The following is a 25,518-nucleotide window of genomic DNA, read 5'->3' on the forward strand; positions in this document are numbered from 1 at the left end:
TATATACTGGCGCAGATCACGGCACTTGGCTATACTGCTGCAACTGACCGTCGTGCCTAAACATCACGATTTTGCCGTCCAACACTCGACCAGGTTACGTATGCGCCGTGATTCAATGATACCCGCCCTGCGCGATGGGGATGCCCTCTGGGATGCGCTCTGTGTGCAGTTACAGGAGCAAACCACTCCCCAGCAGTTCAATACCTGGCTAAGGCCTTTGCGGGGTGAACTCCATGGTAATGAATTCCATCTTTTTGCACCGAACCCCTTTGTCATGCAGTGGGTCCGGGAGCGGCTTCTGGACTTATTGGAAGCCGTGCTCGCCGAACTGGCGCCAGGGATGCTGCTGCGTTTTGATCTGGATACGTCTGCTGCCGCCATCGTCCCCGCTGAGCCCCAGAGCAGCCCAACGCCGGTCAGTACCGATCCGCGTAACGGCAATCGTCTGAATCCGGGTTTTTCCTTTCGGTCCTATGTCGAAGGCAAGTCCAATCAGCTCGCCGTAGCCGCTGCCCGTCAGGTTTCCCAGCATCCCGGCAAGTCCTACAACCCTTTGTATATCTATGGTGGCGTGGGTCTGGGAAAAACTCACCTCATGCAGGCCGTCGGCAATGCCATTCTCCAACGTAACAGCGATGCCAAGGTGCTGTATGTGAGTGCTGAAGGCTTCATCATGGACATGGTACGTTCCCTGCAACATAACACCATCAATGAATTCAAGCAGCGTTATCGTAAACTCGATGCCCTACTGATTGATGATATTCAGTTTTTTGCCGGAAAGGACCGTACCCAGGAAGAATTTTTTCATACCTTCAACGCCCTTTTTGACGGCGGTCGGCAGATCATCATCACTTGTGATCGCTATCCCAAGGAAGTGGAAAATCTGGAAGAACGACTGCAATCCCGTTTCGGCTGGGGATTGACCGTCGCCATCCAGCCCCACGACCTGGAAACCCGGATGGCCATTGTCCTCTGCAAGGCTGAAGAAATCGGCATACAGCTCCCCGAAGAAGTGGCTTTTTTCATTGCCGAAAAAATCCGCTCCCATGTGCGCGAGCTGGAAGGCGCATTACGGCGGGTCGTCGCCCATGTCAACTTCACCCATAAACCCTATAATCTGGACACCGCCCGAGAAGCATTGCGAGACCTGATTGATGTTCAGAAACGCATGGTCAGCCTGGAAAACATCCAGAAAGTGGTTGCCGAATATTTTCATATCCGGGGCTCTGACATGCAGTCCAAACGGCGCAGCCGCAATATTGCCCGTCCCCGTCAGGTGGCCATGTCCCTGACCAAGGAACTGACCAATCACAGCCTCCCGGAAATCGGAGAAGCCTTTGGTGGCCGTGATCACACCACGGTCCTGCATGCCTGCCGCCAGATCGAGAAACTCCGCCAGGAAGACTCCCAACTGAATGAAGATTATCATAATTTACTGCGGATACTGGGTGCATGAGCCAGATGAAGCATAACCTGTGGAAAACCCCAGGGAAAAGTACGGTGCTGGGCATGTATGAAAATGGCCCCTCATTTTTATCCCGGATCATACCCGCTTATCCACAGCTTGATAGACATCTTTGCGCTTGGAATAGGCAAACCACAACAAACAGATACCGACGTTTCCCACAGGCTTTTCAGGTCTTAATAATAATAGCAGTTAAAAGGAAAAATATATTTAATTTAATAAAATCAGCAAGGAGCATTTCCTAATGAAACTCACCATGGATCGTGAAGATATCTTGCCTATTTTGGCGAATATGGCCAACATTGCCGATCGTCGGCCAATACAGCCCATACTTGCCCACGTACTTATTGAAGCGGCTGGCCAACACTGCCGTTTCATTGCCACAGATCAAGAAGTTCAACTAAGTGTCGACAAGGATCATCCGGTAGATAGTCCCGGCAGTTGTGCCGTTCCCGCCCGCAAACTTTATGATATTTGTCGAGCCTTGCCCGAACACACGCCTGTGGAATTTCACAAGGACAACGACAAGCTCTTCATCAAAGCCGCCAAAAGTCGCTTTACCCTGCATGTACTCCCCGCCGAGCAATTCCCCTATCTCAGCATCCACAGCAGTCGCTGCCAGGGTAACTGCGATGCAGCCCAGTTTCGGGAGGCACTGGCGGTGACGGCCAACACCATGGCACAAAATGATGCCCGCATTTTTCTGAATGGTGTCCTTCTAGAAATTCAGACCCAGGAAATGCGTTTGGTCGCCACCGATGGGCATCGCCTGTCCATGATGAACTTACCCTTTGCCAACAGCCTGGAAGAGGATATTTACCAATGCATTCTGCCCCGCAAGGCGGTGATGGAGTTGTTGCGCATCGTCACTGTGGGAGATATTCAAATCTCCCTTTCCGACACCAGTTTTGTCCTGGATGATGGTTCTCAACAGTTTGCCTGCAAATTGATCGACGCCAAATATCCCGATTATCGCCGGGTGATTCCCCAGGGACATCCATTTTTCGCGATTCTCGATCGGCAACATTTCAAAAGTGCCTTGCAGCAAAGCGAAGTGCTGGTCAGCGACCGCAATCCGACCACCCATGTTCATCTAGCCGATAATCTCATGATCCTGCGCAGCCGCAATGAGGAACAGGAAGAAGGTGAAATCGAACTGGCCATCGAATATCAGGCTGAAGCGCTGGACATTGCCTTTAATAGCCGCTATCTGAATGATACCATTCAGATATTCAATCAGGACAAAATCCGGATGCGCGTCAAGGATGGCAACAGTGCCGCTGTTTTCACCCCCATGGATGCCGATAATCCCCTCTATATTTTGATGCCCGTACGTTTGTGATCTGTTCCTGAATCTTTTGGAATCATGACACTGGAGTCGTTACAAATCCGATCCTTGCGCTGCATTCAGGATCTGCAACTCCAGACCCATTCCCGCTGGAACTGGTTGATTGGGGCCAATGGTGCAGGGAAAAGTACGGTGCTTGAGGCCCTGCATATTCTGGGTACTGGCCAAACCTGGCGGCATGGACCGCGCAATCTGCTCCGCGATGGGGAGAGCGAATACCTGCTCAGCGCACGCATGTCCGATCACTTCCTGGCTCTGCGCAGACGTGGCGAAGAACGGGAAATACGTTATGATGGGGAGTCCATCCACTCCGCCTGGGAACTGCTGGACATTCTGCCGCTGCAAAGCTTGCACAGCGAGAACAGTCATTTTGTGGCAGGCACGGCAGAAGATCGGCGGCGGATCATGGATTGGGGCATTTATTATGTGGATGCCCACTATGGACAGATCTTCCGGGAATATCGGCGGGCATTGGCGCAGCGCAACGCTTGGTTGAAGCATCCCCACGGACAAAGTCCCTGGGATGCGGCACTGGCTGCTGCTGGCGAGAGCATCCAGCAACGCCGTCAGGATTATCTGATCCATGTGGAACCATATCTGCAAAAGCTGTGGGCTGCCTGGTCTGGTTCTGCGGATATCTTGAGTCTGCATGTCCAGACAGGATGGAAAGAGGGCTTGTCCCTGCGGGAAAGCTTGTTGCGCGATCTGGGATCGGATCGGGAAATGGGATATACCCATAGTGGTCCCCATAGAGCCAATCTGGTTTTTCGGATTCGCCAGAAGCTGGCTCTGGACATTCTTTCCCGTGGGCAGTTGCGGGTATTGGGACTGGCCTATCGCATGGCCCAGTTATGTTTGATCCAGGAAGCAGGTTTTCAGCTACCGGTGATATTGATTGATGATTTTGCTGCGGAACTCGATCCATCGGCCAGGATCTGGTGGCTGGAACAGTTGAATCTGCTGGGGGTGCAGGTTTTTGCAGCGGTTACTGCAAAAGATCAAATTCCGGCAGGTGAAGCGGGCAAGCAGTTTTACCTGGCCCATGGCCAGCTTGAAAAGGAAAGTGACCAATGACGGATAAGTACGATTCTTCCAGTATCCAGGTTTTGAAAGGACTGGAAGCGGTACGCAAACGCCCGGGCATGTACATCGGCGATACGGATGATGGTAGTGGCTTGCATCACATGGTTTTCGAGGTGGTGGATAATGCCATTGATGAAGCCCTTGCCGGATACTGTGATACCATCGTGGTCACCATCCATGATGATGGCTCCGTCAGCGTCAGTGATAATGGTCGGGGTATTCCGGTAGACATGCATGCCGAGGAAGGTCGTTCCGCCGCCGAAGTCATCATGACCATCCTGCACGCCGGCGGCAAGTTTGATGACAATTCCTACAAGGTCTCGGGTGGATTACACGGGGTGGGCGTTTCCGTGGTCAATGCCCTATCGAGCTCCCTGCAGCTACGCATTTATCGCGATGGTTATGTCTGGACCCAGTCCTATGCCGATGGTGCCCCCCTCGCACCCATTGCCCGGGGTGAAGCTTCCAGCCGGCATGGTTCCATCATTCGTTTCAAACCTTCCCCGGAAGTTTTTGCCGATACTCAGTTCCATTTTGAAATCCTGGCCAAGCGTCTGCGCGAACTGGCTTTTCTCAATTCTGGCGTGCACATCACCCTGCTCGATGAAAGAGTCAATCGTGAGGAAGTTTTTCATTACGATGGTGGGATTCGCGCCTTTGTGGAACATCTCAACCGCAGTAAAACCGCCATTCATCCCCATGTCATCACCTTGAGCGGAGAACGGGACGGCATTGTTGTGGAGGCGGCGTTACAGTGGAATGAGGGCTACAACGAAACCGTCCTGTGCTACACCAACAACATTCCCCAGAATGATGGGGGTACTCACCTGGCAGGTTTTCGCGCGGCTTTGACCCGGACCCTCAATCAGTACATGGAACGGGAAGGCACCCTGGCCAAGGCCAAGGTTTCCGTCACGGGTGAAGACACCCGGGAAGGATTGACGGCGGTACTTTCCGTCAAGGTACCTGATCCCAAATTTTCTTCCCAGACCAAGGACAAACTGGTTTCCAGCGAAGTGAAACCGGTGGTGGAATCTTCCATGGCGGAAGCCCTCATGATTTTTCTGGATGAGCACCCCAAGGAAGCCCAAGCCATTGTCGCCAAGGTCGTCGAAGCCGCGCGGGCCCGTGAAGCAGCACGTAAGGCCCGGGAACTGACCCGGCGCAAGGGTGCACTGGATATTGCCAATCTTCCCGGCAAACTCGCCGATTGTCAGGAAAAGGACCCGGCACTTTGTGAAATTTATCTGGTGGAAGGGGACTCGGCAGGCGGTTCCGCAAAACAGGGTCGGGATCGTCGCCATCAGGCCATTTTGCCCCTCAAGGGAAAAATTCTCAATGTCGAGCGCGCCCGATTCGATAAGATGCTGTCTTCCGATGAAATCGGTACCCTCATCACGGCCTTGGGAACCGGCATTGGCAAGGAAGATTTTGATCTGGCCAAGTTACGCTATCACCGTGTCATCATCATGACCGACGCCGATGTGGATGGGAGTCACATCCGGACCCTGTTGCTGACTTTTTTCTATCGCCAGATGCCGGATCTGGTGGGCCATGGTCATGTCTATATTGCCCAACCCCCCCTTTACAAGGTCAAAAAAGGTAAAGATGAACGCTATATCAAGGATGATGCGGAGTTGGCGGCTTATCTGCGGGAGATAGCCATGCAGGGTGCCGAATTTTATCCTGCAGCTGAAACGGAGGCGGTCAGCCCCGATCAGCTCGCGGGCATGACGCGCCAGTACCAGAACATTGAAGCCTTGGTGCAGCGTCTGGAAAGACGTTATCCCGCCACCCTGCTCTGGGCTCTGGCTACGCTGGCCCCGATCAATGCGGAGTCCGCCAGTCAGGAGGATTGGAATCAGTTTGCTCAGGCGCTTCATTCAGCCCTCAATGCCACGGCCTTACCTGCCGAACATTATCATGTCGAGAAAATCGGCGAGGGTGACGCCTTGCGTCTGGTGATCCGCCGGGAACAGCATGGTAGTCAGGAAGTCCGCTTTTTTGACCAGGATTTTTTTGCGGGTGGTGAATATCGCCATCTGGCTGAATACGCCCGGAATATTGAAGGCAAAATATCTCCGGGCGCGCAGGTCAAAAGAGGGGAAAAAAACCGATCCGTCCAGCGTTTCCGCGAGGCTATGAACTGGCTTCTGGCGGACGCCCGCAAGGGTGTGGAAATACAGCGCTACAAAGGTCTGGGTGAAATGAATCCGGAGCAGCTCTCGGAAACCACCATGAATGCCGAAAATCGCCGACTGCTTCGGGTGGATGTGGAAGATGCCATCGCTGCCGATGAGGTATTTTCCATGTTGATGGGGGATGCCGTAGAACCGCGGCGGCGCTTTATCGAGGACAATGCCCGCTTTGTGTCCCGACTGGACATCTAGTCCGCTATCGGTTTGTCAGGCCGCAGCATCCTGATCATAGCGCAGCACGACCGGCCAGTGGATGATTTCCATCTGGCCGTCCATGTGTTCCACCAGGGCCGTGCAGCTTTCCACCCAGTCACCATCGTTGTAATACAATATGCCCTCAATGGTTTTCTGTTCGGCATGGTGAATGTGACCACAAATGACCCCGGCATAACCCCGTCGTGCCGTTTCTTCGGCCAGCAGGTGTTCGTAGTCATTGATGAATTGCACGGCTTTTTTGACGCGATACTTGATGTAAGCGCTCAGGGACCAGTGGCGGCGCAGACCCAGGCGGCGGAACAGGCCTTGCAGCAGACGATTGAGCCAAAGCAGCAGGGTATAACCTTGATCGCCCAGGCGAATCAGCCAGGTGGCATAGCGCATGGCAGCATCAAACTGATCGCCGTGTATGACCCAGAGTTGTTTGCCATCGGCCGTTTCATGGACGGTTTCACGGAGAATGGCAATGTCTCCCAGGGAAATGCTTTCATCCTGGCGCTGGACATAAGCGGAGAGCAGTTCATAAACAGGATCATGGTTGCCCCGAATATAGCGGACACGAACCCCGGAACGGGCCAGGCGCAGAATTTTCTGAACCACCGTGTTGTGGCTGCGCGGCCAGTACCAGCGAATCTTGAGGCGCCATAAATCAATGATGTCGCCCACCAGGTATAATTGCTGACAGGAGTTATGGCGCAGGAAGTCCAGCAGACTTTCTGCCTGACAGCCTCGGGTACCGAGGTGGACATCGGACAGGAAAATACTGCGGTATTGGGGCATGGAATCGTCCTGAAAACGTGACATGGGTCTATAATGCCAGCAAAATGTGACAGTTTGATGAAAGTGGGCGACATGAATGGGCCTGAGCGAAAGGGAGAAGAGGGTGCTGAATCTCGTTGGATTTGAATATAAAGAACTTTTCACAGATGCAGGGATTGCACGTCTGGATCAGACGTTTCTGCAGGGACTCAAGACCTCTGACCCGGCGTTGGCCGCTGCGCTGCTCGCCTATCGTGCCCAGGGTTTGCTCCCCCCCAGCAAGGAACAAAGTGAATTTTTGTTGCAGCTGGCGCCCCATCTGGAAAAGTTCATCGCCCGCCTCTTCACCCTGGAAAAGGAAGTTGCTGAATTGCAGGCGCAAACCCGCAGCCATGATGTCGTCATGGAATTCAAGAGACATTTTGTGCTGCGCCGTGCCCGTCGCTATCGCGGCGAATTTCCCGCAACCTTCGCCGATCTAGATCAGTGGCTGGATAGCGAGATTCGCCAACGGGCCTGGCCGGAGGAAGATCGTGAATGGGCCATTTCCCGGCTCGGGGAAGAGTGGCTCCAGGATGAAAATGCCCATGCCGAGGAGATTCAGCGCCTGACCCAATGGTGTGCCCTGATCTTGCAGGATCCCCAGGCAGCCCTGGCCGTTGCCGGCTGGTCGAGCTTCCGACTGCCGCAACGTGTGGACCATGAAGCCCTCGTTCCCCTGAAAAGACTGGAACAGGTACCGGGGGCACCCTATGTGGCCCCGGATGGCACCCTGCGCCGCCGTGACAGCTTTCATCTGACGGATTTGCGCATGGACCCGCGCAGTGTCCAGAGTGAAGTGCATTATTGTCTGTATTGCCACGATCATGATGGCGATTTCTGTTCCCGAGGTTTTCCCGAGAAAAAGGGGGTTCCGGAACTGGGTCTCAAGGTCGATCCTCTGGGCGTGATCCTGACGGGTTGCCCCCTGGAAGAAAAAATCTCGGAAATGCAGATACTCAAGCGGGACGGGTTGAACCTGGCAGCGCTGGCCATGGCCATGGTGGACAACCCCATGGTTCCGGCTACCGGTCACCGGATTTGTAATGACTGCATGAAAGCCTGTGTGTATCAGAAGCAGGATCCCGTCAATATTCCCCAGATTGAAACCCGGATTCTTACCGATGTCCTGAATCTGCCCTGGGGAGTCGAAATCTATGATTTGCTGACCCGCTGGAATCCCTTGCGGGCCGTACAGTTTGCTGCCCAACCCTACAATGGCCGCAAGGTGCTGGTGGCGGGCATGGGCCCGGCGGGCTTCACCATGGCCCATCATCTTCTTCAGGAGGGTTGTGCGGTCGTGGGCATTGACGGGCTGAAAATCGAACCCTTGCCCGAGGCTTGGCTGACGGCACCCATTCGCGACTGGAGCACCTTGCAGGAAGATCTGGATGACCGGATATTGCTGGGTTTTGGCGGCGTGGCCGAATATGGCATCACGGTGCGTTGGGACAAGAATTTTCTCAAGCTGATTTATCTGACACTGGCTCGGCGTCCCGGCTTTCAGATTTTCGGCGGCGTGCGTCTGGGAGGTACCATCACCCTGAATGATGCCTGGTCCCTGGGCTTTGATCATGTGTGCATTGCCACGGGTGCAGGCTTGCCCAGGGTGGTGCCCATGGGCGAAAGTCTGGCGCGGGGCATGCGTCAGGCCAGTGATTTCCTCATGGCCCTGCAACTGACCGGCGCCGGGAAAAAGAGCAGTCTCGCCAACTTGCAGGTGCGCCTGCCAGCGGTGGTGATTGGTGGTGGACTCACGGCAGTGGATACGGCTACGGAAGTGCAGGCGTATTACATCCGCCAGGTGGAAAAAGTCCTGGATCGCTATGAGCAGATGTCACAGCACCTGGGCGAAGAACAAATCCGTGCCGGGCTCTGTGCCGAGGATACGGAAATCCTTGAAGAGTTTCTCGCCCATGGGCGTTTGGTACGCCGGGAACGGGCGCGGGCCCAGGCAGCGGGAGAATCTCCGGATTTTGTGCCCCTGATCCAGTCCTGGGGAGGGGTCACCCTGGCCTATCGCAAGGGCATGCGCCAGTCTCCGGCCTATACCCGCAATCATGAAGAGCTGATCAAGGCCATGGAAGAAGGACTGTATTATGCCGAGGGTCTGGATCCCCTGCGGGCGGAACTGGATAGCTATGGGCACATTGCCCACATGGTATTCCGGCAGATGCGTGAAGCCGAAGGTCGTTGGTTGAGCAGTGATCAGGAACTCCGCTTGCCGGCCCGGGCCGTGTTCATTGCGGCAGGGACTGTCCCCAACACCATCTACGAAAGGGAATATCCCGGAACTCTGCAATTGGACGGGGATCATTTTCAGACCCACGTGGCTCACGGCAAGAGCGCCCTGCAAGCGGTGCAGGTGGCCGAACACTGCAAGGCACCCGAATCCGGACCTTTTACTTCCTATACCGATGCGCAATCCCATCGCGTCAGCTTTATTGGCGATACACACCCGGTATTCCATGGCAGTGTCGTCAAGGCCATCGCCTCGGCCAAGTCCAGTTATCCTCAGGTCATGCAAAGCCTGGCCGTCCTTGCGCCGGGGACCACAGACAATCTTGATGCCTTTCAGGAGTCTCTCCGGGATCTCCTGAGCATGCGGGTTCTGCGCGTGGATCGCAGTAATCCGGCGGTCACCGAAATGTGGATCAAGGCACCCCTGGCCGCGCGGAATTTCCGGCCGGGCCAGTTTTTCCGCCTGCAGACTTTTGAGTCGCATAGTCCGGTGGTTCATGGTACGCGTTTGCAGATCCCGGTGTTGACGGTCAGTGGCGCGGGCGTGGAGGACGATGCCATTCGCCTGATGGTCCTGCAGTGGGGCACGGGCCCCCGTCTGGTGGGCAGTCTGGAGCCGGGAGATCCCCTGATTTTGATGGGACCGACCGGAGCCCCCACCGACATTCCCCAGGATAAAACCATTCTGGTGGTGGCGGGACGCTGGGGTGCCGCCGTCATGCTGGATATTGGCCCCGCTTTGCGGGCGGCGGGCAACCGTGTGCTCTATGTGGCGGCTCTGGGTAAGGCCAGCGAACTGGATAATCAGGCCGAACTGGAAGCAGCGGCCGATCAGATTATCTGGTGTACGGGCAGTGGTCCCCTGATCGAGAGCCATCGTCCCCAGGACCTGAGTGTGGAAGCCAGTGACATGGTCGAGTTATTACGCGCTTATGGCGCCGGGGAGCTGCCTGGCCAGGGGGAGATAGAATCAGGGCTCTCCCTCCATCAGGTGGATCGTCTGATGGTCATGGGCTCCACGGGCTTACTGAAAGGTTTCCAGCAAGCGCTCAAGGGACCCCTGGGCCATTTTTTCCGGGAAGACCTGGAAGCCGTAGCGACGGTGGGCAGCCCCATGCAATGTATGCTCAAAGGTGTCTGCGCCCAATGTTTACAGTGGCAAATCGATCCGGAAACCGGCAAACGCAGCAAAGCGGTATTTTCCTGTGCCGGGCAGGACCAACCCCTGGCCTGGGTGGACCTGGATAACCTCACCGCCAGACAAAGTCAGAACCGCCTGCTGGAAAGAATTTCCAGTCAGTGGCTGGATTATCTGCGCGCAATCAGTGACGCTGAATCCCGCCGAAAAGAGGCTGGCTCCGATTAAGCTACTGAATCATGATAGGGGCCGTATTTTTCACCGCTGGGCTTGGCAGGCAAGACTTCCATGACCAGCAAGGCAATGCCACCTACATAAGGGACCAGTGCGATGAGCAGCCACCATCCGGATATGCCGATATCGTGCAATCTTCTGACTTGTGCTCCCAGGGTGGGGAGCAATAGTGCCAGATAATAGATGATCAAAAGGGCCATACCGATATTTTTCATGCCGAGCAGGACGATGAACACGATCCATATGGCGATAAAAATTAGTGTATTCATCAACACAAACCACCAGAATTCGGCGCGCTGCATCCGGCCATTAAACTGAAAGTAATTATTCTGGATTACATTGAGATACGCATTGATCATCCGCATGAGGCTGCCTCCTGGTAATGAGCCCGTCCAATTTAGTCACACAATCAATGCTGGTCAGGAAAGAGAATGTTCAGTTCCAGGACTTCAAAGTCACCCTTCCTTTCCATGCTGACCTTGATGTTATTTTTGTCTACGGGAATGTATTTGGCAATGACAGCGAGTAATTCTTCCTGCAGGTCGGGCAGAAAATCCGGTCCACCGGCTTCCCGCTCATGGGCAAGAATCAGTTTTAGACGATCCTTGGCGACATGAGCCGTTTTTTTACGGGAACCAAGAATATAGTCGAGTAAGGACATATCAGCCTCCAAATAGTTTCTTGAAAAACCCCACTTTTGGAGCCTGTATGAAACGGATGGGCTTTTCTTCACCGAGGAAGCGGGCGACCACATCCTTGTAGGCCTCCGCCACATCGGTGTTGCCCATATGTACTGCGGGAATTCCCTGGTTGGAGGCTTGTAAGATCACTTCTGATTCAGGAATGACACCCAGTAGGGGCGTACGTAACAATTCCTTGACATCATCCAGTGAGAGCATTTCTCCCTCTTCCACCCGTTTGGGCGAATAGCGGGTGAGGAGGAGGTGCTCCTTGACCGGCTCTTCGCCCTGTTCAGCCCGTCGGGAGCGCGCCGCCAGAATGCCAAGGATACGATCCGAGTCGCGCACGGATGATACCTCAGGGTTGGTAACGACGATGGCTTCGTCGGCATGATACAGGGCCATGAGTGCCCCTGACTCTATGCCCGCCGGTGAATCACAGACAATATAGTCAAAATCATTGCGCAGTTCGTCCATCACCTTGGTGACCCCTTCCAGGGTCAAGGCGTCCTTATCACGGGTTTGAGAGGTGGGGAGCACATAAAGATTTTCGCAATGCTTGTCCTTGATCAGCGCTTGTTGAAGCCTGGCCTCGCCCTGAATCACGTTGATGAGATCGTAAACGACCCGGCGCTCGCAACCCATGATCAAATCGAGATTGCGCAAGCCCACATCAAAATCGATGACCACGGTTTTATAGCCGCGCAAGGCAAGGCCGCTGGCAAAAGCCGCGCTGGTTGTGGTCTTACCGACTCCTCCTTTCCCTGATGTGATGACGATTATTTTGGCCACGTTGCTCTTCTCCCGATCATTTTGAGTTTAAGGGGGTAATATGCAGTTGATCCTCTCGGCTGTAAATCTGCGCGGCTTTTCCCCAGAGGGGATGGTCTGGTTCCAGGGTTCGGTACAAACCGGCGATGGAGACCAGTTCGGCCTCCAGAGCCATGCAGAAAACACGGGCATTTTCATCGCCGTTGACCCCGGCGAGGGCGCGGCCCCGTAGTGGACCATAGACGTGAATATTGCGGTCCGCAATGATTTCAGCACCGGCATTGACGGTCGCCAAACAGACCAGGTCACCATTGCGGGCATAATTGCGTTGTCCACTGCGCACGGGATGTGCAATCAACAATCCTCCCCCGGCATCTGGAGGAGGATGGTTTTTTTCAGTGGCTGGAGTCTCCGCAGGCGATGTCTGGGGCTGCCCCCGTAAAATGGGCAGATGCAGGGATCTGGCGAGAGATTGTTGCGTTGCTGAGGCATTACGTATGCCTACGGGCATCCATCCTGCCTCCCGGAGCACGGTCATGATTTCGGCCAAGGCACAAGGGCTTTCTTCGGGAATGGCGGCAAGGTCCAGCACCAAAGGCGAAGCTTGGTGGAAAGCTGCTGCCGAGGGATGACGGCGATATTCTTCGTCAATACGGGCCTTCAGCAAGACGGGGTCCTGATTTTCCAGCTCCAGCACAGAAAGCGTAAACACGCCCCCGCTCACGCGGAGTGGGGAAAATTCAGGAGTGCCTTGGACAGGTGTCTTAGCCGGCATGTTTCACGTGAAACATTTCATAAGGTCTGTTTACCCCTTTTTCAGGAGGGAGCGTTTGCCGGCTTTACCGTTCCATGCTTCGGCATCAGGCAAGGCATTTTTCTTGCGCAAGATGACGGGCCATTTTTTGCTGAGTTCAGCATTGATGGCAGTGAAATCCCTTTGATCTTCGGGCACTTCATCTTCGGCAAAAATCGCATCGGCCGGACACTCGGGAATGCACGCCGCGCAATCAATACATTCGTCGGGATCAATGACCAGAAAGTTAGGCCCTTCATGAAAGCATTCGACGGGACACACTTCCGCACAATCGGTATATTTGCACTGGATACAGTTTTCGGTAACGACGTAAGTCATGAGCTAGCTACTTTTTTATTGGTGCGCTGGCGTGGCGCGGGATTAACTGTGGCGTTCTTTTCGGCACTGGCCGAAGCCTTCGTTGGTTTTTGGGCCGTTGGTTTTTTGGCAGCCGCCTTTTTGCCAGGGCTTGCAACGGCTTTCCCGGTAGCTTTACGTGCCGGCGCGGCCTTTTTGGCAGATGTGCTACGTTTTCCCCGGGGGGGAGGTGGCGTGTAACCCTCCAACAGGGCCGCGATTTCGGCCTCTGAAGCGCTTACCTGAAAATGGAATCCACATTCTGCCCGCGGGCAGGCGAGTTGTTCGCCCAGCCGCTTGCCCCTTTTTTCGATCATGATCGGCCAGGCGCAACGCGGACAGGCTTTGGCAACGGGCGGTCCCCATACGGCGTAAGTACATTTTGGATAGGTATTGCAGGAGTAAAATACCTTGCCATAACGACTACGTTTTTCCACCAGTTCGCCTTCTCCACACTGGGGGCAGGTGACACCGGAAGATTTGGGTTGGGTCAGGGGTTCAATATGCTTGCATTCGGGATAACCACTGCAGGAAATGAAACGCCCATAGCGGCCGGTCTTGTAAACCAAAGGCTTGCCACATTCCGGACAGTCACGGCCCACCGGCTCGGGGGCTTCCCGGGGTCCGTCCACAGGACGGGTGTAGTTGCAATCGGGATAACCCGAACAGGCCACAAAACGGCCATGACGCCCGAGCTTCAGAAAAAGGGGCTTGCCGCATTGGGGACAAGCCTCATCCAGGGCTTCGCTGGTGGCTTCCGCGCGGCTGACGTTGGCTTTTTCATCCAGTAAGTCGCGAAATGGTCCCCAAAACTCGTTCAACACCGGCTGCCACTGCTTTTCTCCACGGGAGATGGCATCCAGCTCGTCTTCCATGCCCGCCGTAAAGTTATAATCTACATAGCGTTCAAAGTGATTGGCGAGAAAGCGACCCACCACCCGACCGAGATCGGTGGGACGAAAACGGCGCTGCTCGGTTTCCACATATTCCCGATTTTGCAAGGTTTGAATAATGCTGGCGTAAGTAGAAGGCCGACCAATGCCATGGGCCTCCAGGGTTTTAACCAGGGTGGCATCACTGTAGCGCGGGGGAGGTTCGGTAAAATGCTGCTCCGTATCAATGCCCTGTACCTGGGGTTGATCGCCCTTTTGCAGGGGCGGCAGAATCCGCTGGCTTTCGTCTTCGTCGCCATCGTCCTTGCCTTCCTGATACACCGCCATGAACCCCGGAAAAGTGACGGTGGAGCCATTGGCTCGCAAGGTCCAGTGGGTGCCGGCATCCATATCCACGGCGACCATGTCCAGGCGAGCGGCGGACATCTGACAGGCCACACTGCGTTTCCAGATCAGGTCATACAGTCGCCAGAGGTCCTTGTCGAGAATGCCTTGCAGCATATCGGGGGTGCGGGTGATATCCGTGGGGCGCACGGCTTCGTGGGCTTCCTGGGCATTTTTGGTTTTGGTTTTGTAGCGACGCGGGCTTTCGGGGACAAATTCATCCCCATAATGACTGCCGATGAATCCGCGAATATCGGCAATGGCTTCCTCCGAAAGATTGACCGCATCCGTACGCATGTAACTGATCAGACCGACCGTTTCGCTGCCGATATTGATGCCTTCATAAAGTTGCTGGGCAACCCGCATGGTACGGCTGGCGTTGAAGCCGAGCTTGCGCGAGGCTTCCTGCTGCAAGGTGGAGGTCGTAAACGGTGCGGCAGGCTGACGCTGGCGGTTTTTGCGCTCGACCTCGCGCACCTGGAGGGGTTGCCGCAGAATATCGGTTTCCATCTCCTGGCGCATGCTTTCTGCCTGGTCTTCATGGGTGATATCGAATTGTTCCAGTTTTTGGTGCTGCCAGTGGGTCAGCCGGCCGGCAAAGAGGCTGTCCTGATGCTGCAGGCGTGCCGCAATGGTCCAGTATTCCTGGCTGACAAAAGCCTCAATTTCATCTTCCCGTTCGCAAATCAGCCGCAGGGCCGCACTTTGTACCCGTCCTGCAGAAAGGCCGGGGCGGACCTTGCGCCAGAGCAGTGGAGATAAATTGAAGCCGACCAGATAATCCAGGGCACGCCGGGCCTGCTGGGCGTTGACCAGGTCCATGGCAATTTCGCGGGGATTGGCAATGGCTTCCTGTACGGCTTTTTTGGTGATTTCATGAAAAACTACGCGCTGCGCAGGCTTTCCACCCAGTTGCTGGCGTTCCCGCAGCAGTTCGACCAGATGCCAGGAAATGGCCTCGCCTTCCCGGTCCGGATCGGTGGCAAGCCAGAGCTTGTCGGCTTTGCGGAGCGCCTTGATGATGGCGTCCACATGCCGTTCATTCCGCTCAATGGCTTCGTAGCGCATGGCAAAATCATGTTCAGGATCAACGGCCCCTTCTTTGGGGCGCAGGTCGCGAACGTGACCATAAGAAGCCAGTACCTCAAAATCATCCCCGAGATATTTCTGGATGGTTTTGGCTTTGGCAGGAGATTCAACGATGACGAGCTGATGGGCCATAGGTCAGTGCAGTATCCGAGTTCCGTCGCTATCCAGCAAGGCATCCATCCAATAGGCTTCAGGGCCGGGATCATTGGCCATGACCATGAAGGCCACCCAGTCGAGGGTTTCCATGTCCATCTCCTCGAGATCCAGGGCCAGCAGGCGATCGATGATGCGTTCGCGCATGGCGCCATTGATCACACCCAGACGCTCCCAGTCATGCAGTTGACCACGTGCTGCTACGGACAGATTTTGCAGTTCATAGGGATGATAGGCACGCAATGCCCGGGGACTGGTGTCGTCCTGCTCTTCCACGGCGAAACCTTCCATCCAGTCGAGGGCTCGCTGAATATCCGCATCGGGAAAACCCACCGCACGCAAATGATCTTCGATGACTGCGTCATCCTCATCGTCGAGGTGGTCCAGTAGGTAAGTAATAATGTCTATGACGTCTTCCATGCCAGAGCCTTCAGGATATAGGAGGGAGGCGACAGAACCGGCCACCGGGGCTGGCCGTGAGATAACCTGATATTTCCATTTCCAAGAGGATGGCCGAAAGCTCGCTCAGCGTCAATCCACAACGCGCGGCAATTTCTTCGGCACTCAGGGGATCAAAGTCCAGGACGGCCCAGACTTGTGCCTGGCGGGGATCCTCAGGGGTCCAATGATTCGGCGCTGTAACCGGCCGAGACTGGCGTAATGCCCCATAGAGCGGACCCAGTTCGCTGAGCACGTCCTCGGCACTTTCCACCAACTTGGCACCTTCACGAATAAGACGATGGGGACCTCTGGATAAAGGAGAATGAATCGAGCCCGGGATTGCGAACACTTCCCGCCCCTGTTCCATGGCCAGTCGGGCGGTAATCAACGAACCGCTGTTTTCTGCGGCCTCGACAATCAGCACCCCCAGGCTCAGCCCACTGATGATTCGATTACGGCGGGGAAAAAGACCACTATGGGGACCGGTTTCAGGGGCTTGCTCGCTGATGATCAGGCCATGCTCGATGAGGCGATGGGCCAGTTGCAGATTGGCGCGGGGATAAATCAGATCCGCGCCCGTACCCAGCACCGCCACGGTGCCACTGGTCAAAGCACCGCGATGTGCCGCAGCATCAATACCCAGGGCCAGGCCGCTGGTAATGCACAGGCCCGATTCTCCCAGACTGCGGGCAAAAGCTTCCGCCGTTATGGTTCCCGCGGCACTTGCCGAACGGCTGCCGACAATGGCCAGCATGGGTTGACTCAGACAGGATCGCTGCCCACGGATGAACAGGAGTGGGGGTGGATCAGGAATTTGCCGCAGGAGGGGCGGGTAGTCGGCATCTGTCCAACGGCACAAATCCGTATCGGGACTATTCAGCCAGCGGCGATCGGCGGCCGTGAGTATATCCTCAGGATCTTTTTGGAGCGCCTGGATCTGTCTTGCCGACAAGCCCAGGCCCTGCAACATGCCGGCACCGGTTTGAAAACAGGCGGCGGCCGTGGCGAAGCGTGCCAGTAAAGCCTGCTGCCGAAGGGATCCCAAGCCGGAAATTCGGCAGAGCGCCAGCCAGGCGGTATCAGACATTATTTGGGTGCGGAGGCATCAGTCTGACCGGGACTGTGGATGCCATCACCCACGCTGATTCCGCGACTGGCCGTGGTGATCACCCCATAAGATACCTGCGGGAAAACCCGGAAGACCATGAGGTTACCGATGGTTTGGGCGGGCAGGGCAAAAGCCTTGCCGGTAACGGCATTGCGAGTCACCGCGCCGCTGCGCTGGATCTGCAGGACATTGCCGAGCTTGAGGTCATTGGCGCTGCCCTGATCGATGACGACCACCTGACCAACGGTGAGCGTCGGATTGCCCTCCAGTTGCCCGATGATGTGTCCCTCCATGGCCCGTTGGGGCGCGCTGGGAAAATAATGGGGGATAGCCGTTTTAGCCACCGGCACCAGGCGTTCGCCCAGATCGATCTCCCGGCGAATCTGGGTGATTTGCACCGCAGCGTGGAGGCCGCCTTGAGTGACCGTCACTTCGCCCAGGTCTTCCAGAGCAAAGCCCAAAGAGCGGTGGGTCTTGGCCTGGAATAATTCCGGTCCCAGGGCGACGACTCGATAACGACTACCGATAGGGGCTTTTTCCAGTCCGACCGTATAGAGGATATTTCCGGTCACGTAGCTAGGCCTTTGCTTGGCCGCAGCCGCCAGATAGGGCAGTTGGGTGAAGGCTTTTTGACTGGCGATGACTCCGGGACTGCCCAGGAAGGGCATGACTTCACCAGTAGAAATCGTGGGGACCGGTTCTGTCGACATTTTCGGACGCAGTTCCACAAAATGGGAGCCGCTGCTGAAGGGGGATTCGAGGCTGAGCTCTGGCTCACCATGGGCACCATAGTGCAGCACAATACGATCACCGGGATAAATCAGGTTGGGATTTTTGATGGAGGGGTTTTTGTGCCATATCTGGGGCCACTGCCAGGGGTACACCAGAAAATGACCGGCTATGCCCCACAGGGTATCTCCCGGTTTGACGATGTAGGTTTGCTGGGTACGCCATTGTATGTTGGCAGGCGCTGCCTGGGCAATGACCGGGGTCAGGGCGCTCAGGCCAAGGGTAAAAATAAGCTTGCGCCATCTATGCTTGTGCATGTAATGATCTCCACTGGACTTCCGCAAGGGGTAGTATTAGTCCAAGATACGTCTTTTGCCGGAAAGTTCTGACAACAAGTGGTGGTAAAATGTCGCTTTTGAAAATACTCGAATTTCCCGATACCCGCCTCAAGGACATGGCTCAGCCCATCGTCCGGGTGGACAAACAAGTCCAGCAACTCGCCGATGACATGGCGGAAACCATGTACGACGCTCCGGGAATCGGCCTGGCCGCCCCGCAGGTAGCGGCTGGACAGCGTCTGATTGTCGTGGATGTTTCAGAAAATCGCAATGATTTGATGGTGCTGGTAAATCCCGAAATTATCGCCCGAAGTGGTGAAGAGGAAATGAAAGAGGGTTGCCTGTCCGTTCCGGGCGTGCTGGAAACGGTCCGCCGCGCGGAAAAAATCACCCTGCGGGCTTTGACGGTACAAGGGAAAACCATTGAGCTGGAGGCGGATGGTTTGCTGGCGGTCTGTTTGCAGCATGAGATCGATCATCTCAATGGCATCCTGTTTGTGGATCATCTCTCCCGTCTGAAGCAGAATCTGATTCGCCGCAAGGCGGAAAAGCGAGCGCGGCAAGGTGAGTAAGCGTCTGGTTTTTGCAGGGACTCCGGAATTCGCCCGCAGGATCCTTGAAGAGTTGCTGGCTGGACCAGAAACGCTGGTGGGGGTATTCACCCAGCCGGATCGTCCTGCCGGGCGTGGCCGCCATCTGCAGGAAAGTCCGGTCAAGCAGTTGGCCAGGGAGGCTGGTATTCCGGTATTTCAGCCGGAGTCCTGCAAAACCCCGGAGTCCCTGGAGCTGCTGCGCAGCTTGCAGCCCGATCTGTTGATTGTGGTTGCCTACGGGCAGATTTTGCCCCAGGCCATTCTGGATGTTCCGCGCCTGGGGGCTCTCAATGTCCATGCCAGTCTCCTGCCGGCCTGGCGTGGGGCGGCGCCCATTGCCCGCGCCATTGCCGCCGGGGATGTGGAGACCGGGGTGGCCATCATGCAAATGGAGGCCGGACTGGATTCCGGACCGGTGCTGCAGGTCCGGACTTGCCCCATACATTCCGAAGACACGGCGGCCAGTCTCCATGACCGTCTGGCCGTACTGGGCAAGGCGGCCCTGCGTCAGGCGCTGGAGGATCTCTGGGCGGGCCGTTCCGTCGCGGTCAAACAGGATGACAGCCGGGTGACTTATGCCCGCAAACTGAAAAAAGAAGAAGCTTTGCTGGATTGGCGGCTGCCCGCAGCCCTGCTGGATCGTCAGGTCCGCGCCTTCAATCCCAGCCCCGTTGCACACACCTTGTTTCGGGAAAAAGCCTTGCGCATCTGGCAGGCGCGGCCCATGGCAGAACCGGCAGATCTTCCCCCGGGGAGTATTACGGCCATCCACAAGGAGAGCCTCTGCGTGGCCTGCGGGGAGGGGCAGCTCGAATTGCTGCTCTTGCAACCGGCAGGCAAGGGCAAACTCGCTGCCGGTGACTTCATCCGTGGGTATCATCCCGTCAGGGGGGAACGCTTGGGATGAGCAAAAAAGCAATGCAGAAGGGAAACTCCGGCATGGCCCATGGGACATTGCTGCGGCGGACCGCCATTCAGGTGCTGTCGGCCGTGGATGAGGGAGAAAAGGTAGACCAGGCCATGGCCGGAACCCCGGTCAGTGGCCCGGAGCGCGCCGCCTTGCAGTGGCTGGTATGGGGTACCTTGCGGGAATATCTGTTATTACAGAAATTATCGGGTTTGTTGTTGCGTAAAAGCTGGCGGGAAACGGATCGTGATCTGGGTTTCCTGTTGCATCTGGCGCTATTTGAATTGCGCCATGGTCAACGGCCAGCTTTTGCGGTAGTGAACGACTGGGTAGAGATGGTCGAAACGCTCCAGAAATCCTGGGCCAAGGGACTGATGAATGCCGTCCTGCGGCGTTTTCTGCGTGAGCGCGAGGCTCTGGAAGGGCAGATAGCAGATCCGGATCTGGGGCATCCAGCCTGGTTGGCGGCACGCTTGCGCGCGGCCTATCCCGAGGAATGGCCAGACATTGCCGCCGCCAATAACCGCCCGGCACCTCTTTGGCTACGGGTAAATACCCTGCGCGTCAGTCCAGAGGATTATCGCGAGGCGCTGCAGGCCCAGGGCTTGTCTTGTCGGGGTGTTGAATGGAGTGATGCTGCCCTCCGTCTCCCGGAAAGTGTCCCGGTCGCCACCCTGCCGGGATGGGATGCCGGCTGGGTGGCCGTCCAGGATGTAGCCGCCCAGATGGCCGCCCATATTCTGGCACCCCAAAGTGAAGAACGGGTGCTGGATGCCTGTGCGGCACCTGGCGGGAAAACCGCCCATCTCTGGGCCGTGGGCGCCCGTCGTCTGGATGCTCTGGATCGTTCTGCGGAGCGTTTGCAGAAAGTGCGGGAAACCCTCTACCGCCAAGGGGCTATCGCCCATTTACAGGTGGCTGATGCCACTGAACCGCAGAGCTGGTGGAATGGTGAGCCTTATGATGCCATTCTTCTGGACGCCCCCTGTACGGGTATCGGCGTGATTCGTCGCCATCCCGATATCCGCCTGCGGCGGCAGGAGGAAGATGTCCTGCAGGCCGTGGCCCAGCAACGCCGGCTTCTGGACGCCTTGTGGGAGTGTCTGCGTCCGGGTGGGCGCCTGCTGTATGCGACCTGTTCGATTCTGCCGGAAGAAAACCTCCTGCAGGTTCGGGCTTTTCTGGAGCGTCATGAGGATGCCCGCCAGCAGGCCCATCCCCTCACCGGACAGCACTTGCCCGGTCAGCAGGATATGGATGGTTTTTACTATGCGCTTTTGGTGAAAGGTGCATGATTTTTTCGCCAGCTTCCAGTATTGCACGGGCAATGGCGGGAACCAGACTTAGCCGCTTTTTCTGGTCGAGCCTTATTCTGGGATTGTTCTGTTGCACAGCTCCTGCCTGGGCGTTGGCGGACACCGCGTTCCACGTGAAACATTTGCAAGCCGTCCCGGAAATGACCCGGGTGAAAATCAGTGCCCAGGTGCAGATCAGTAAGGAAGCCTTGCTGCAGGAGATTCTCGATCAGGGTCAGACCCTCGTCTGGGTCATCAAAGCAGAATGGCGGGAGCCTGAGCCTTTTTCCTTCATTTCCGGGCTGGGCACCCATGCCCAAAAGGAAGAGCGCTGGCAGATTCATTACTATCCGCTCACCAATCAATATGCTCTGAGCAATGCTGCTGGCACGCTCCGTCTCTTCCATCACTGGCATGATCTGGTCAGCACTTTAGGACAGATTCACGATTTCATCCTGCCCTTGCAGCAGGGTGCAGCGCGTGGTCAGGTAGCTCTGCGGGTTTACGTGGATATTCAGGCCTTGCCTCTCCCCCTGCGCCTGCGCGCACTTCTTGATCATTGGAAACTGGAGTCTCCATGGACCGTCAGCGCCCCCCTTTCAAGCTGAGAAACTGGTTGCGCGCCCTGAAAGCCGGGGCGATGCCCGAAAAGCAACGGGTGGGGCCCCGCTGGGGAGCCATTTTATTCCTCCTGGCCATTTTGGGTTTTCTGACTATCAATTTTTTCACCAGCGCTGGTGGGCCACTAAGCCGTTATTTTGTGCCCATGCTGGTGATTTCGGCAGGAATCGTCCTTTTTTTACTGATTCTGGTCCTGGTTTCTGTGGTGGCGCTACTGGTCCGGTTGCGCCGGGGGGAGGTGGGAAGTCAACTGGCTACCCGCCTGGTGGTGATTATTACCCTGCTCAGCTTTCTCCCGGCCGCCGTGGTTTTTGGTTTTTCCTGGCAGTATCTGAACCGCGGCGTCGATTCCTGGTTCAGTTCGGCCGTGCAAAGTGCCCTGGACCAAGCACTGAATGTGGCCAAGGCGGGCATTGACCGTTATCGCAATTCGACCTTGCTGGCGGCTGAAAGTATCGCCCAGGCGTTGGTGGGAGAGTCAGACAGTAATGCCATTCTCACGGTCATTGCCTTGCGGGATCAATATCATTTGAGCAGTGTAACGCTGTTTTCCAGCGACAACCGGATCATTGCCACCAGCAGTAACAATCTGGCCTTGGCACCACGCTTGCCGCGTCAGGAAATCCTGGCCATGGAAGAAGGCCACCCCACCGCCAATATCGAACCCGAGGCGGATGGCAGATTGCTGGTCAAGGCGCTGATTCCCGTGCTTAGTCCGCATCTGGGACAAAGTAACCGGATGCTCTATGTCGAACAGCCCATTCCGGAACAACTCACCAAGGCGGCAGAGGCCGTTCAAGTGGCCTATACCCGCTACCATCAACTGATGCTGATGCGCGAACCCATGAAAACGGCTTTTCAGCTCAGTCTCGCCGTAGCCCTCTTGCTAACGGTGCTTTCTGCGGTGTGGATGGGTTTGCATCTGGCGCGCCGCCTGACAGCACCCATTGCCCGGTTGGCGGCGGGAACCCAGGCGGTAGCTCGGGGCGAATTTATTCCCTTGCAGACCATTGCCAGCCATGATGAACTGGGCGTGCTGCTGCACTCCTTCAACAATATGACCAGGCAGCTCGCCCGTGCCAAGCAGCAGGCCGCCGCCGCCCAGGAGCAGGCCGAGCAGCGTCGTCTTTATCTGGAAACCATGCTGGGCCAGCTATCCAGCGGTATTCTCACCTTTGATGGTGAAAACCGTCTGGCCGAGGTGAACGCCGCGGCAGTGCAGATTCTTCACGAAGACTTACCCAAGGGGAGCGCCCTGGCGGAACTACAGGATGGCGCCCTTCTCGAACCCCTCTGGAAGCTGGTGACGGAGTGGGTGGAACATCCCCGCAGTGCCATGCAGAAAGAATTGCAATTGGCGCGGAGTGATGGCCCCCAAACCCTGATTGTGCATGGCGCGCAATTTTCCGATGCCACTGGCAGCAAGGGCTTTGTCGTGGTTTTTGATGACATCAGCACCCTGGTTTCTGCCCAGCGTAGCGCCGCCTGGAGTGAGGTAGCCCGGCGCCTGGCCCATGAAATCAAGAATCCCCTGACCCCCATCCAGCTTTCCGCCGAAAGACTGCGGCGCAAATATCTGGAAAAACTGGGCGACGAAGGGGAAACCCTGGATCGAGCGACGCGCACCATCATACATCAGGTGGATGCCCTGAAAGTGCTGGTAGATGCTTTTTCCGAATATGCCCGGCAACCTCAGATGGAACTGCGACCACTGGATATCAACCAATTGATTCTGGATGTCGTGGACTTATATCGCGGCCATGAAAATGGTATTGAAATCCGTGCCGAATTGGGAGCGGATTTGCCGCCGCTCCGGGCAGATGCGCATCGTCTGCGCCAGATTCTCAACAATTTGTTGCGCAATGCTCTGGATGCCCTGCAAGGCATGGAAGAAACGCCAGCGACCGGCAAGCATATTGTGATTCACACTGGCTTGACGGACAGCGGTCCGACAAAGATGCTAGAATTGAGCGTAAGTGATGATGGTCCCGGTTTTCCGCCCGATCTGCTGGCGCGGGTTTTTGAGCCCTACGTCACCAGCAAGCTCAAAGGTTCGGGATTGGGCCTGGCCATTGTCCGACGCATCGTCGAAGAGCACGGTGGTGTGATTGTTGCCGACAATCAGGGCCTCCATGGTGGCGCGCGCATTGTCATGGATTTTCCCCTGGGTTGACCGGGATTTTCTGGAGGTAGCATGGAAGCAGCAAGATTGAAGATTCTGATTGTCGATGATGAACCCGATATCTGCCAGACCCTGGCAGATATTCTCGAAGATGAGGGCTATCAGGTTGAAACTGCGGGCAGTGCGGCCGCCGCCGAGGTCTTTCTGCGCGATCAGATGGTGGATCTGGTACTCCTCGATATCTGGATGCCCGGCGAAGATGGCATCAGCTTGTTGCGGCGCTGGGCGGAAGCGGGTCTGGAGCAGCCGGTGGTCATGATGTCCGGCCACGCCACCATCGAAACCGCCGTTCAGGCAACCAAGCTGGGCGCCTATGATTTTGTCGAGAAGCCCCTGTCCCTGGACAAAACCCTGCTGACTGTGGCCCATGCTCTGGAGGCGAGCCGTCTGCAGCGAGAAAACCGGGATCTGCGCGCCCAAGCCGGCTGGGTAGATCGGCCCAGCGGTGATAGTCCCGCCATCCGCCAGTTTCGCGAACAGCTCACCCGGGTTGCCGCCGTTGACTCCTGGGCCTTGTTACTAGGCGAAGCGGGCAGCGGCAAGGAAGTCGCGGCGCGTTATCTGCATCGGCAAAGCCGCCGGGCTCAGGGGCCTTTTGTGGACCTGCGGGCGGCGGCCATTGCCCGGCCCAATGTGGCCATTGAACTTTTTGGTAACGAAACCCAGGGTAAGCTGATTCGCGGTCGTCTGGAGGTGGCCCACGGTGGCACCTTGTTTATCGACGAAATTGCCGATATGGATCTGGAAACCCAGGCCCGTCTGTTCTCGGCCTTGCAGGAAAAGCGCATTATCCGGGTAGGCGGGACCACCCCGGTGCCGGTGGATGTGCGCGTCATCGCCGGCAGTGCCCAGGATCTGTCCCAGGCGGTGCAAAACGGCCAGTTTCGCAGTGATCTCTATTACCGCTTGAGTGCCCTGCCCCTGCGGGTCCCGCCATTGGCGTCGCGAGTCGCAGACATTCCCGTACTTATTGAAGAGTTTGTGCGTTTTTACGGGGCACGAGATGGACTGCCAGGACGTCGCTTTTCACCCGATTCCATGGATGTTCTGAGTCACTATCCCTGGCCGGGCAATGTCCGGGAGCTGCAGAATCTGGTCGAACGCCTGCTGATTCTGGCCGAGGGTCCGGAAATCAGTGCCGAGGAAATCGAAGGCGCTCTGGGCCTGGATAACCGGATGGCACTTGCCAACAGCAATTTTGATGAAGACGATTTTGGCGGCACCCTCAAACGCGCCCGGGAACGCTTCGAACGCGCCTTTCTCGAATATCATCTGGCGCGCAATGACTGGAATATCGCCCGTACCGCCGAAGTGGTCGGCCTTGAACGCACCCATCTGTATCGCAAGCTGAAAAATCTCAACATAGCCCTGAAGGGTGAGCGGCGGACGGGAGACGAGGGGGAAGACGAAGGTTGATCGGAGCAAATTATTTGTTATTCGCTGCTGCGGCAAGTACGGACTAT

21 protein-coding genes are annotated in these 25,518 nt (G+C 56.3%); 11 read left to right on the plus strand and 10 right to left on the minus strand.

The window, feature by feature from the left end:
* Positions 1–100 precede the first annotated feature (100 nt).
* The 4 genes from dnaA to gyrB all read left to right on the plus strand — a co-directional run bounded on the left by dnaA (position 101) and on the right by gyrB (position 6,286).
* Complete coding sequence (gene dnaA, locus ACJU26_RS00005; RefSeq protein ID WP_414040526.1) at positions 101–1,456, plus strand: chromosomal replication initiator protein DnaA; 1,356 nt, start codon at positions 101–103, stop codon at positions 1,454–1,456.
* 253 nt (positions 1,457–1,709) lie between these two features.
* Positions 1,710–2,807, plus strand: a complete 1,098-nt coding sequence (dnaN, locus tag ACJU26_RS00010) for a DNA polymerase III subunit beta (protein WP_414040527.1) — start codon at positions 1,710–1,712, stop codon at positions 2,805–2,807.
* Positions 2,808–2,831: 24 nt separating this feature from the next.
* The gene (gene recF, locus ACJU26_RS00015; RefSeq protein ID WP_414040528.1) at positions 2,832–3,887 is read left to right on the plus strand and encodes a DNA replication/repair protein RecF; all 1,056 of its coding nucleotides are present in this window, start codon (positions 2,832–2,834) and stop codon (positions 3,885–3,887) included.
* On the plus strand, positions 3,884–6,286 hold the full coding sequence (gyrB, locus tag ACJU26_RS00020) for a DNA topoisomerase (ATP-hydrolyzing) subunit B (RefSeq protein WP_414040529.1): 2,403 nt from the start codon (positions 3,884–3,886) through the stop codon (positions 6,284–6,286). The genes recF and gyrB overlap by 4 nt, the downstream gene beginning before the upstream one ends.
* Positions 6,287–6,301: 15 nt before the next feature.
* Here gyrB and ACJU26_RS00025 read toward each other — a convergent pair whose 3' ends face one another.
* Complete coding sequence (locus ACJU26_RS00025) at positions 6,302–7,090, minus strand: UDP-2,3-diacylglucosamine diphosphatase (protein ID WP_414040530.1); 789 nt, start codon at positions 7,088–7,090, stop codon at positions 6,302–6,304.
* 76 nt (positions 7,091–7,166) lie between these two features.
* Here ACJU26_RS00025 and ACJU26_RS00030 point away from each other — a divergent pair, with 76 nt between their 5' ends.
* The gene (locus ACJU26_RS00030) at positions 7,167–10,715 is read left to right on the plus strand and encodes an FAD-dependent oxidoreductase (protein WP_414040531.1); all 3,549 of its coding nucleotides are present in this window, start codon (positions 7,167–7,169) and stop codon (positions 10,713–10,715) included.
* Here ACJU26_RS00030 and ACJU26_RS00035 read toward each other — a convergent pair.
* From ACJU26_RS00035 to ACJU26_RS00075, 9 genes are all read right to left on the minus strand, one after another.
* On the minus strand, positions 10,712–11,086 hold the full coding sequence (locus ACJU26_RS00035) for a DUF805 domain-containing protein (RefSeq protein WP_414040532.1): 375 nt from the start codon (positions 11,084–11,086) through the stop codon (positions 10,712–10,714). The two genes, ACJU26_RS00030 and ACJU26_RS00035, sit on opposite strands and share 4 nt — an antisense overlap.
* 44 nt (positions 11,087–11,130) lie before the next feature.
* Complete coding sequence (gene minE / locus ACJU26_RS00040) at positions 11,131–11,382, minus strand: cell division topological specificity factor MinE (protein ID WP_414040533.1); 252 nt, start codon at positions 11,380–11,382, stop codon at positions 11,131–11,133.
* Position 11,383: 1 nt separating this feature from the next.
* Positions 11,384–12,193: a septum site-determining protein MinD gene (gene minD, locus ACJU26_RS00045; RefSeq protein WP_414040534.1), complete on the minus strand. Its 810-nt coding sequence runs from the start codon at positions 12,191–12,193 to the stop codon at positions 11,384–11,386.
* A 16-nt stretch (positions 12,194–12,209) separates the two neighbouring features.
* The gene (gene minC, locus ACJU26_RS00050) at positions 12,210–12,884 is read right to left on the minus strand and encodes a septum site-determining protein MinC (RefSeq protein WP_414040535.1); all 675 of its coding nucleotides are present in this window, start codon (positions 12,882–12,884) and stop codon (positions 12,210–12,212) included.
* Positions 12,885–12,977: 93 nt separating this feature from the next.
* Entirely contained in the window at positions 12,978–13,304 is a 327-nt protein-coding gene (gene fdxA, locus ACJU26_RS00055; RefSeq protein WP_414040536.1) for a ferredoxin FdxA, read from the minus strand.
* On the minus strand, positions 13,301–15,820 hold the full coding sequence (gene topA, locus ACJU26_RS00060; RefSeq protein ID WP_414040537.1) for a type I DNA topoisomerase: 2,520 nt from the start codon (positions 15,818–15,820) through the stop codon (positions 13,301–13,303). Before topA ends, fdxA begins: the two co-directional genes overlap by 4 nt.
* Positions 15,821–15,823: 3 nt before the next feature.
* Complete coding sequence (locus ACJU26_RS00065; protein ID WP_414040538.1) at positions 15,824–16,261, minus strand: DUF494 domain-containing protein; 438 nt, start codon at positions 16,259–16,261, stop codon at positions 15,824–15,826.
* A gap of 10 nt (positions 16,262–16,271) precedes the next feature.
* Complete coding sequence (gene dprA / locus ACJU26_RS00070) at positions 16,272–17,369, minus strand: DNA-processing protein DprA (RefSeq protein WP_414040539.1); 1,098 nt, start codon at positions 17,367–17,369, stop codon at positions 16,272–16,274.
* A complete protein-coding gene (locus ACJU26_RS00075; RefSeq protein WP_414040540.1) occupies positions 17,369–18,436 on the minus strand; it encodes a LysM peptidoglycan-binding domain-containing protein in 1,068 nt (355 codons plus the stop codon). Before ACJU26_RS00075 ends, dprA begins: the two co-directional genes overlap by 1 nt.
* 89 nt (positions 18,437–18,525) lie before the next feature.
* Between ACJU26_RS00075 and def the strand changes: the two genes are divergently transcribed.
* From def to ACJU26_RS00105, 6 genes are all read left to right on the plus strand, one after another.
* On the plus strand, positions 18,526–19,029 hold the full coding sequence (def, locus tag ACJU26_RS00080) for a peptide deformylase (protein ID WP_414040541.1): 504 nt from the start codon (positions 18,526–18,528) through the stop codon (positions 19,027–19,029).
* On the plus strand, positions 19,022–19,957 hold the full coding sequence (gene fmt / locus ACJU26_RS00085; protein WP_414040542.1) for a methionyl-tRNA formyltransferase: 936 nt from the start codon (positions 19,022–19,024) through the stop codon (positions 19,955–19,957). Before def ends, fmt begins: the two co-directional genes overlap by 8 nt.
* Positions 19,954–21,252: a 16S rRNA (cytosine(967)-C(5))-methyltransferase RsmB gene (rsmB, locus tag ACJU26_RS00090; RefSeq protein ID WP_414040543.1), complete on the plus strand. Its 1,299-nt coding sequence runs from the start codon at positions 19,954–19,956 to the stop codon at positions 21,250–21,252. Before fmt ends, rsmB begins: the two co-directional genes overlap by 4 nt.
* Positions 21,253–21,386: 134 nt before the next feature.
* Positions 21,387–21,860 (plus strand): DUF4390 domain-containing protein, encoded by a 474-nt coding sequence (locus ACJU26_RS00095; protein WP_414040544.1) that lies wholly within the window; start codon positions 21,387–21,389, stop codon positions 21,858–21,860.
* Positions 21,830–24,046 carry an ATP-binding protein gene (locus tag ACJU26_RS00100; protein WP_414040545.1) on the plus strand — a complete coding sequence of 739 codons (2,217 nt, stop codon included), beginning with the start codon at positions 21,830–21,832 and terminating at the stop codon, positions 24,044–24,046. The genes ACJU26_RS00095 and ACJU26_RS00100 overlap by 31 nt, the downstream gene beginning before the upstream one ends.
* A gap of 21 nt (positions 24,047–24,067) precedes the next feature.
* Complete coding sequence (locus ACJU26_RS00105; protein WP_414040546.1) at positions 24,068–25,471, plus strand: sigma-54-dependent transcriptional regulator; 1,404 nt, start codon at positions 24,068–24,070, stop codon at positions 25,469–25,471.
* Positions 25,472–25,518 lie beyond the last annotated feature (47 nt).

It is taken from the genome of Acidithiobacillus sp. M4-SHS-6, from assembly GCF_047421495.1.
Classification (GTDB): domain Bacteria; phylum Pseudomonadota; class Gammaproteobacteria; order Acidithiobacillales; family Acidithiobacillaceae; genus Acidithiobacillus.

Excerpts from the sequence above, each read along its gene's own strand:
- dnaA (WP_414040526.1), top strand. The coding sequence starts at position 101 with ATGCGCCGTGATTCAATGATACCCGCCCTGCGCGATGGGGATGCCCTC.
- dnaN (WP_414040527.1), top strand. The coding sequence starts at position 1,710 with ATGAAACTCACCATGGATCGTGAAGATATCTTGCCTATTTTGGCGAAT.
- recF (WP_414040528.1), top strand. The coding sequence starts at position 2,832 with ATGACACTGGAGTCGTTACAAATCCGATCCTTGCGCTGCATTCAGGAT.
- gyrB (WP_414040529.1), top strand. The coding sequence starts at position 3,884 with ATGACGGATAAGTACGATTCTTCCAGTATCCAGGTTTTGAAAGGACTG.
- ACJU26_RS00025 (WP_414040530.1), bottom strand. The coding sequence starts at position 7,090 with ATGCCCCAATACCGCAGTATTTTCCTGTCCGATGTCCACCTCGGTACC.
- ACJU26_RS00030 (WP_414040531.1), top strand. The coding sequence starts at position 7,167 with ATGGGCCTGAGCGAAAGGGAGAAGAGGGTGCTGAATCTCGTTGGATTT.
- ACJU26_RS00035 (WP_414040532.1), bottom strand. The coding sequence starts at position 11,086 with ATGCGGATGATCAATGCGTATCTCAATGTAATCCAGAATAATTACTTT.
- minE (WP_414040533.1), bottom strand. The coding sequence starts at position 11,382 with ATGTCCTTACTCGACTATATTCTTGGTTCCCGTAAAAAAACGGCTCAT.
- fdxA (WP_414040536.1), bottom strand. The coding sequence starts at position 13,304 with ATGACTTACGTCGTTACCGAAAACTGTATCCAGTGCAAATATACCGAT.
- topA (WP_414040537.1), bottom strand. The coding sequence starts at position 15,820 with ATGGCCCATCAGCTCGTCATCGTTGAATCTCCTGCCAAAGCCAAAACC.
- ACJU26_RS00065 (WP_414040538.1), bottom strand. The coding sequence starts at position 16,261 with ATGGAAGACGTCATAGACATTATTACTTACCTACTGGACCACCTCGAC.
- dprA (WP_414040539.1), bottom strand. The coding sequence starts at position 17,369 with ATGTCTGATACCGCCTGGCTGGCGCTCTGCCGAATTTCCGGCTTGGGA.
- ACJU26_RS00075 (WP_414040540.1), bottom strand. The coding sequence starts at position 18,436 with ATGCACAAGCATAGATGGCGCAAGCTTATTTTTACCCTTGGCCTGAGC.
- def (WP_414040541.1), top strand. The coding sequence starts at position 18,526 with ATGTCGCTTTTGAAAATACTCGAATTTCCCGATACCCGCCTCAAGGAC.
- rsmB (WP_414040543.1), top strand. The coding sequence starts at position 19,954 with ATGAGCAAAAAAGCAATGCAGAAGGGAAACTCCGGCATGGCCCATGGG.
- ACJU26_RS00100 (WP_414040545.1), top strand. The coding sequence starts at position 21,830 with ATGGACCGTCAGCGCCCCCCTTTCAAGCTGAGAAACTGGTTGCGCGCC.
- ACJU26_RS00105 (WP_414040546.1), top strand. The coding sequence starts at position 24,068 with ATGGAAGCAGCAAGATTGAAGATTCTGATTGTCGATGATGAACCCGAT.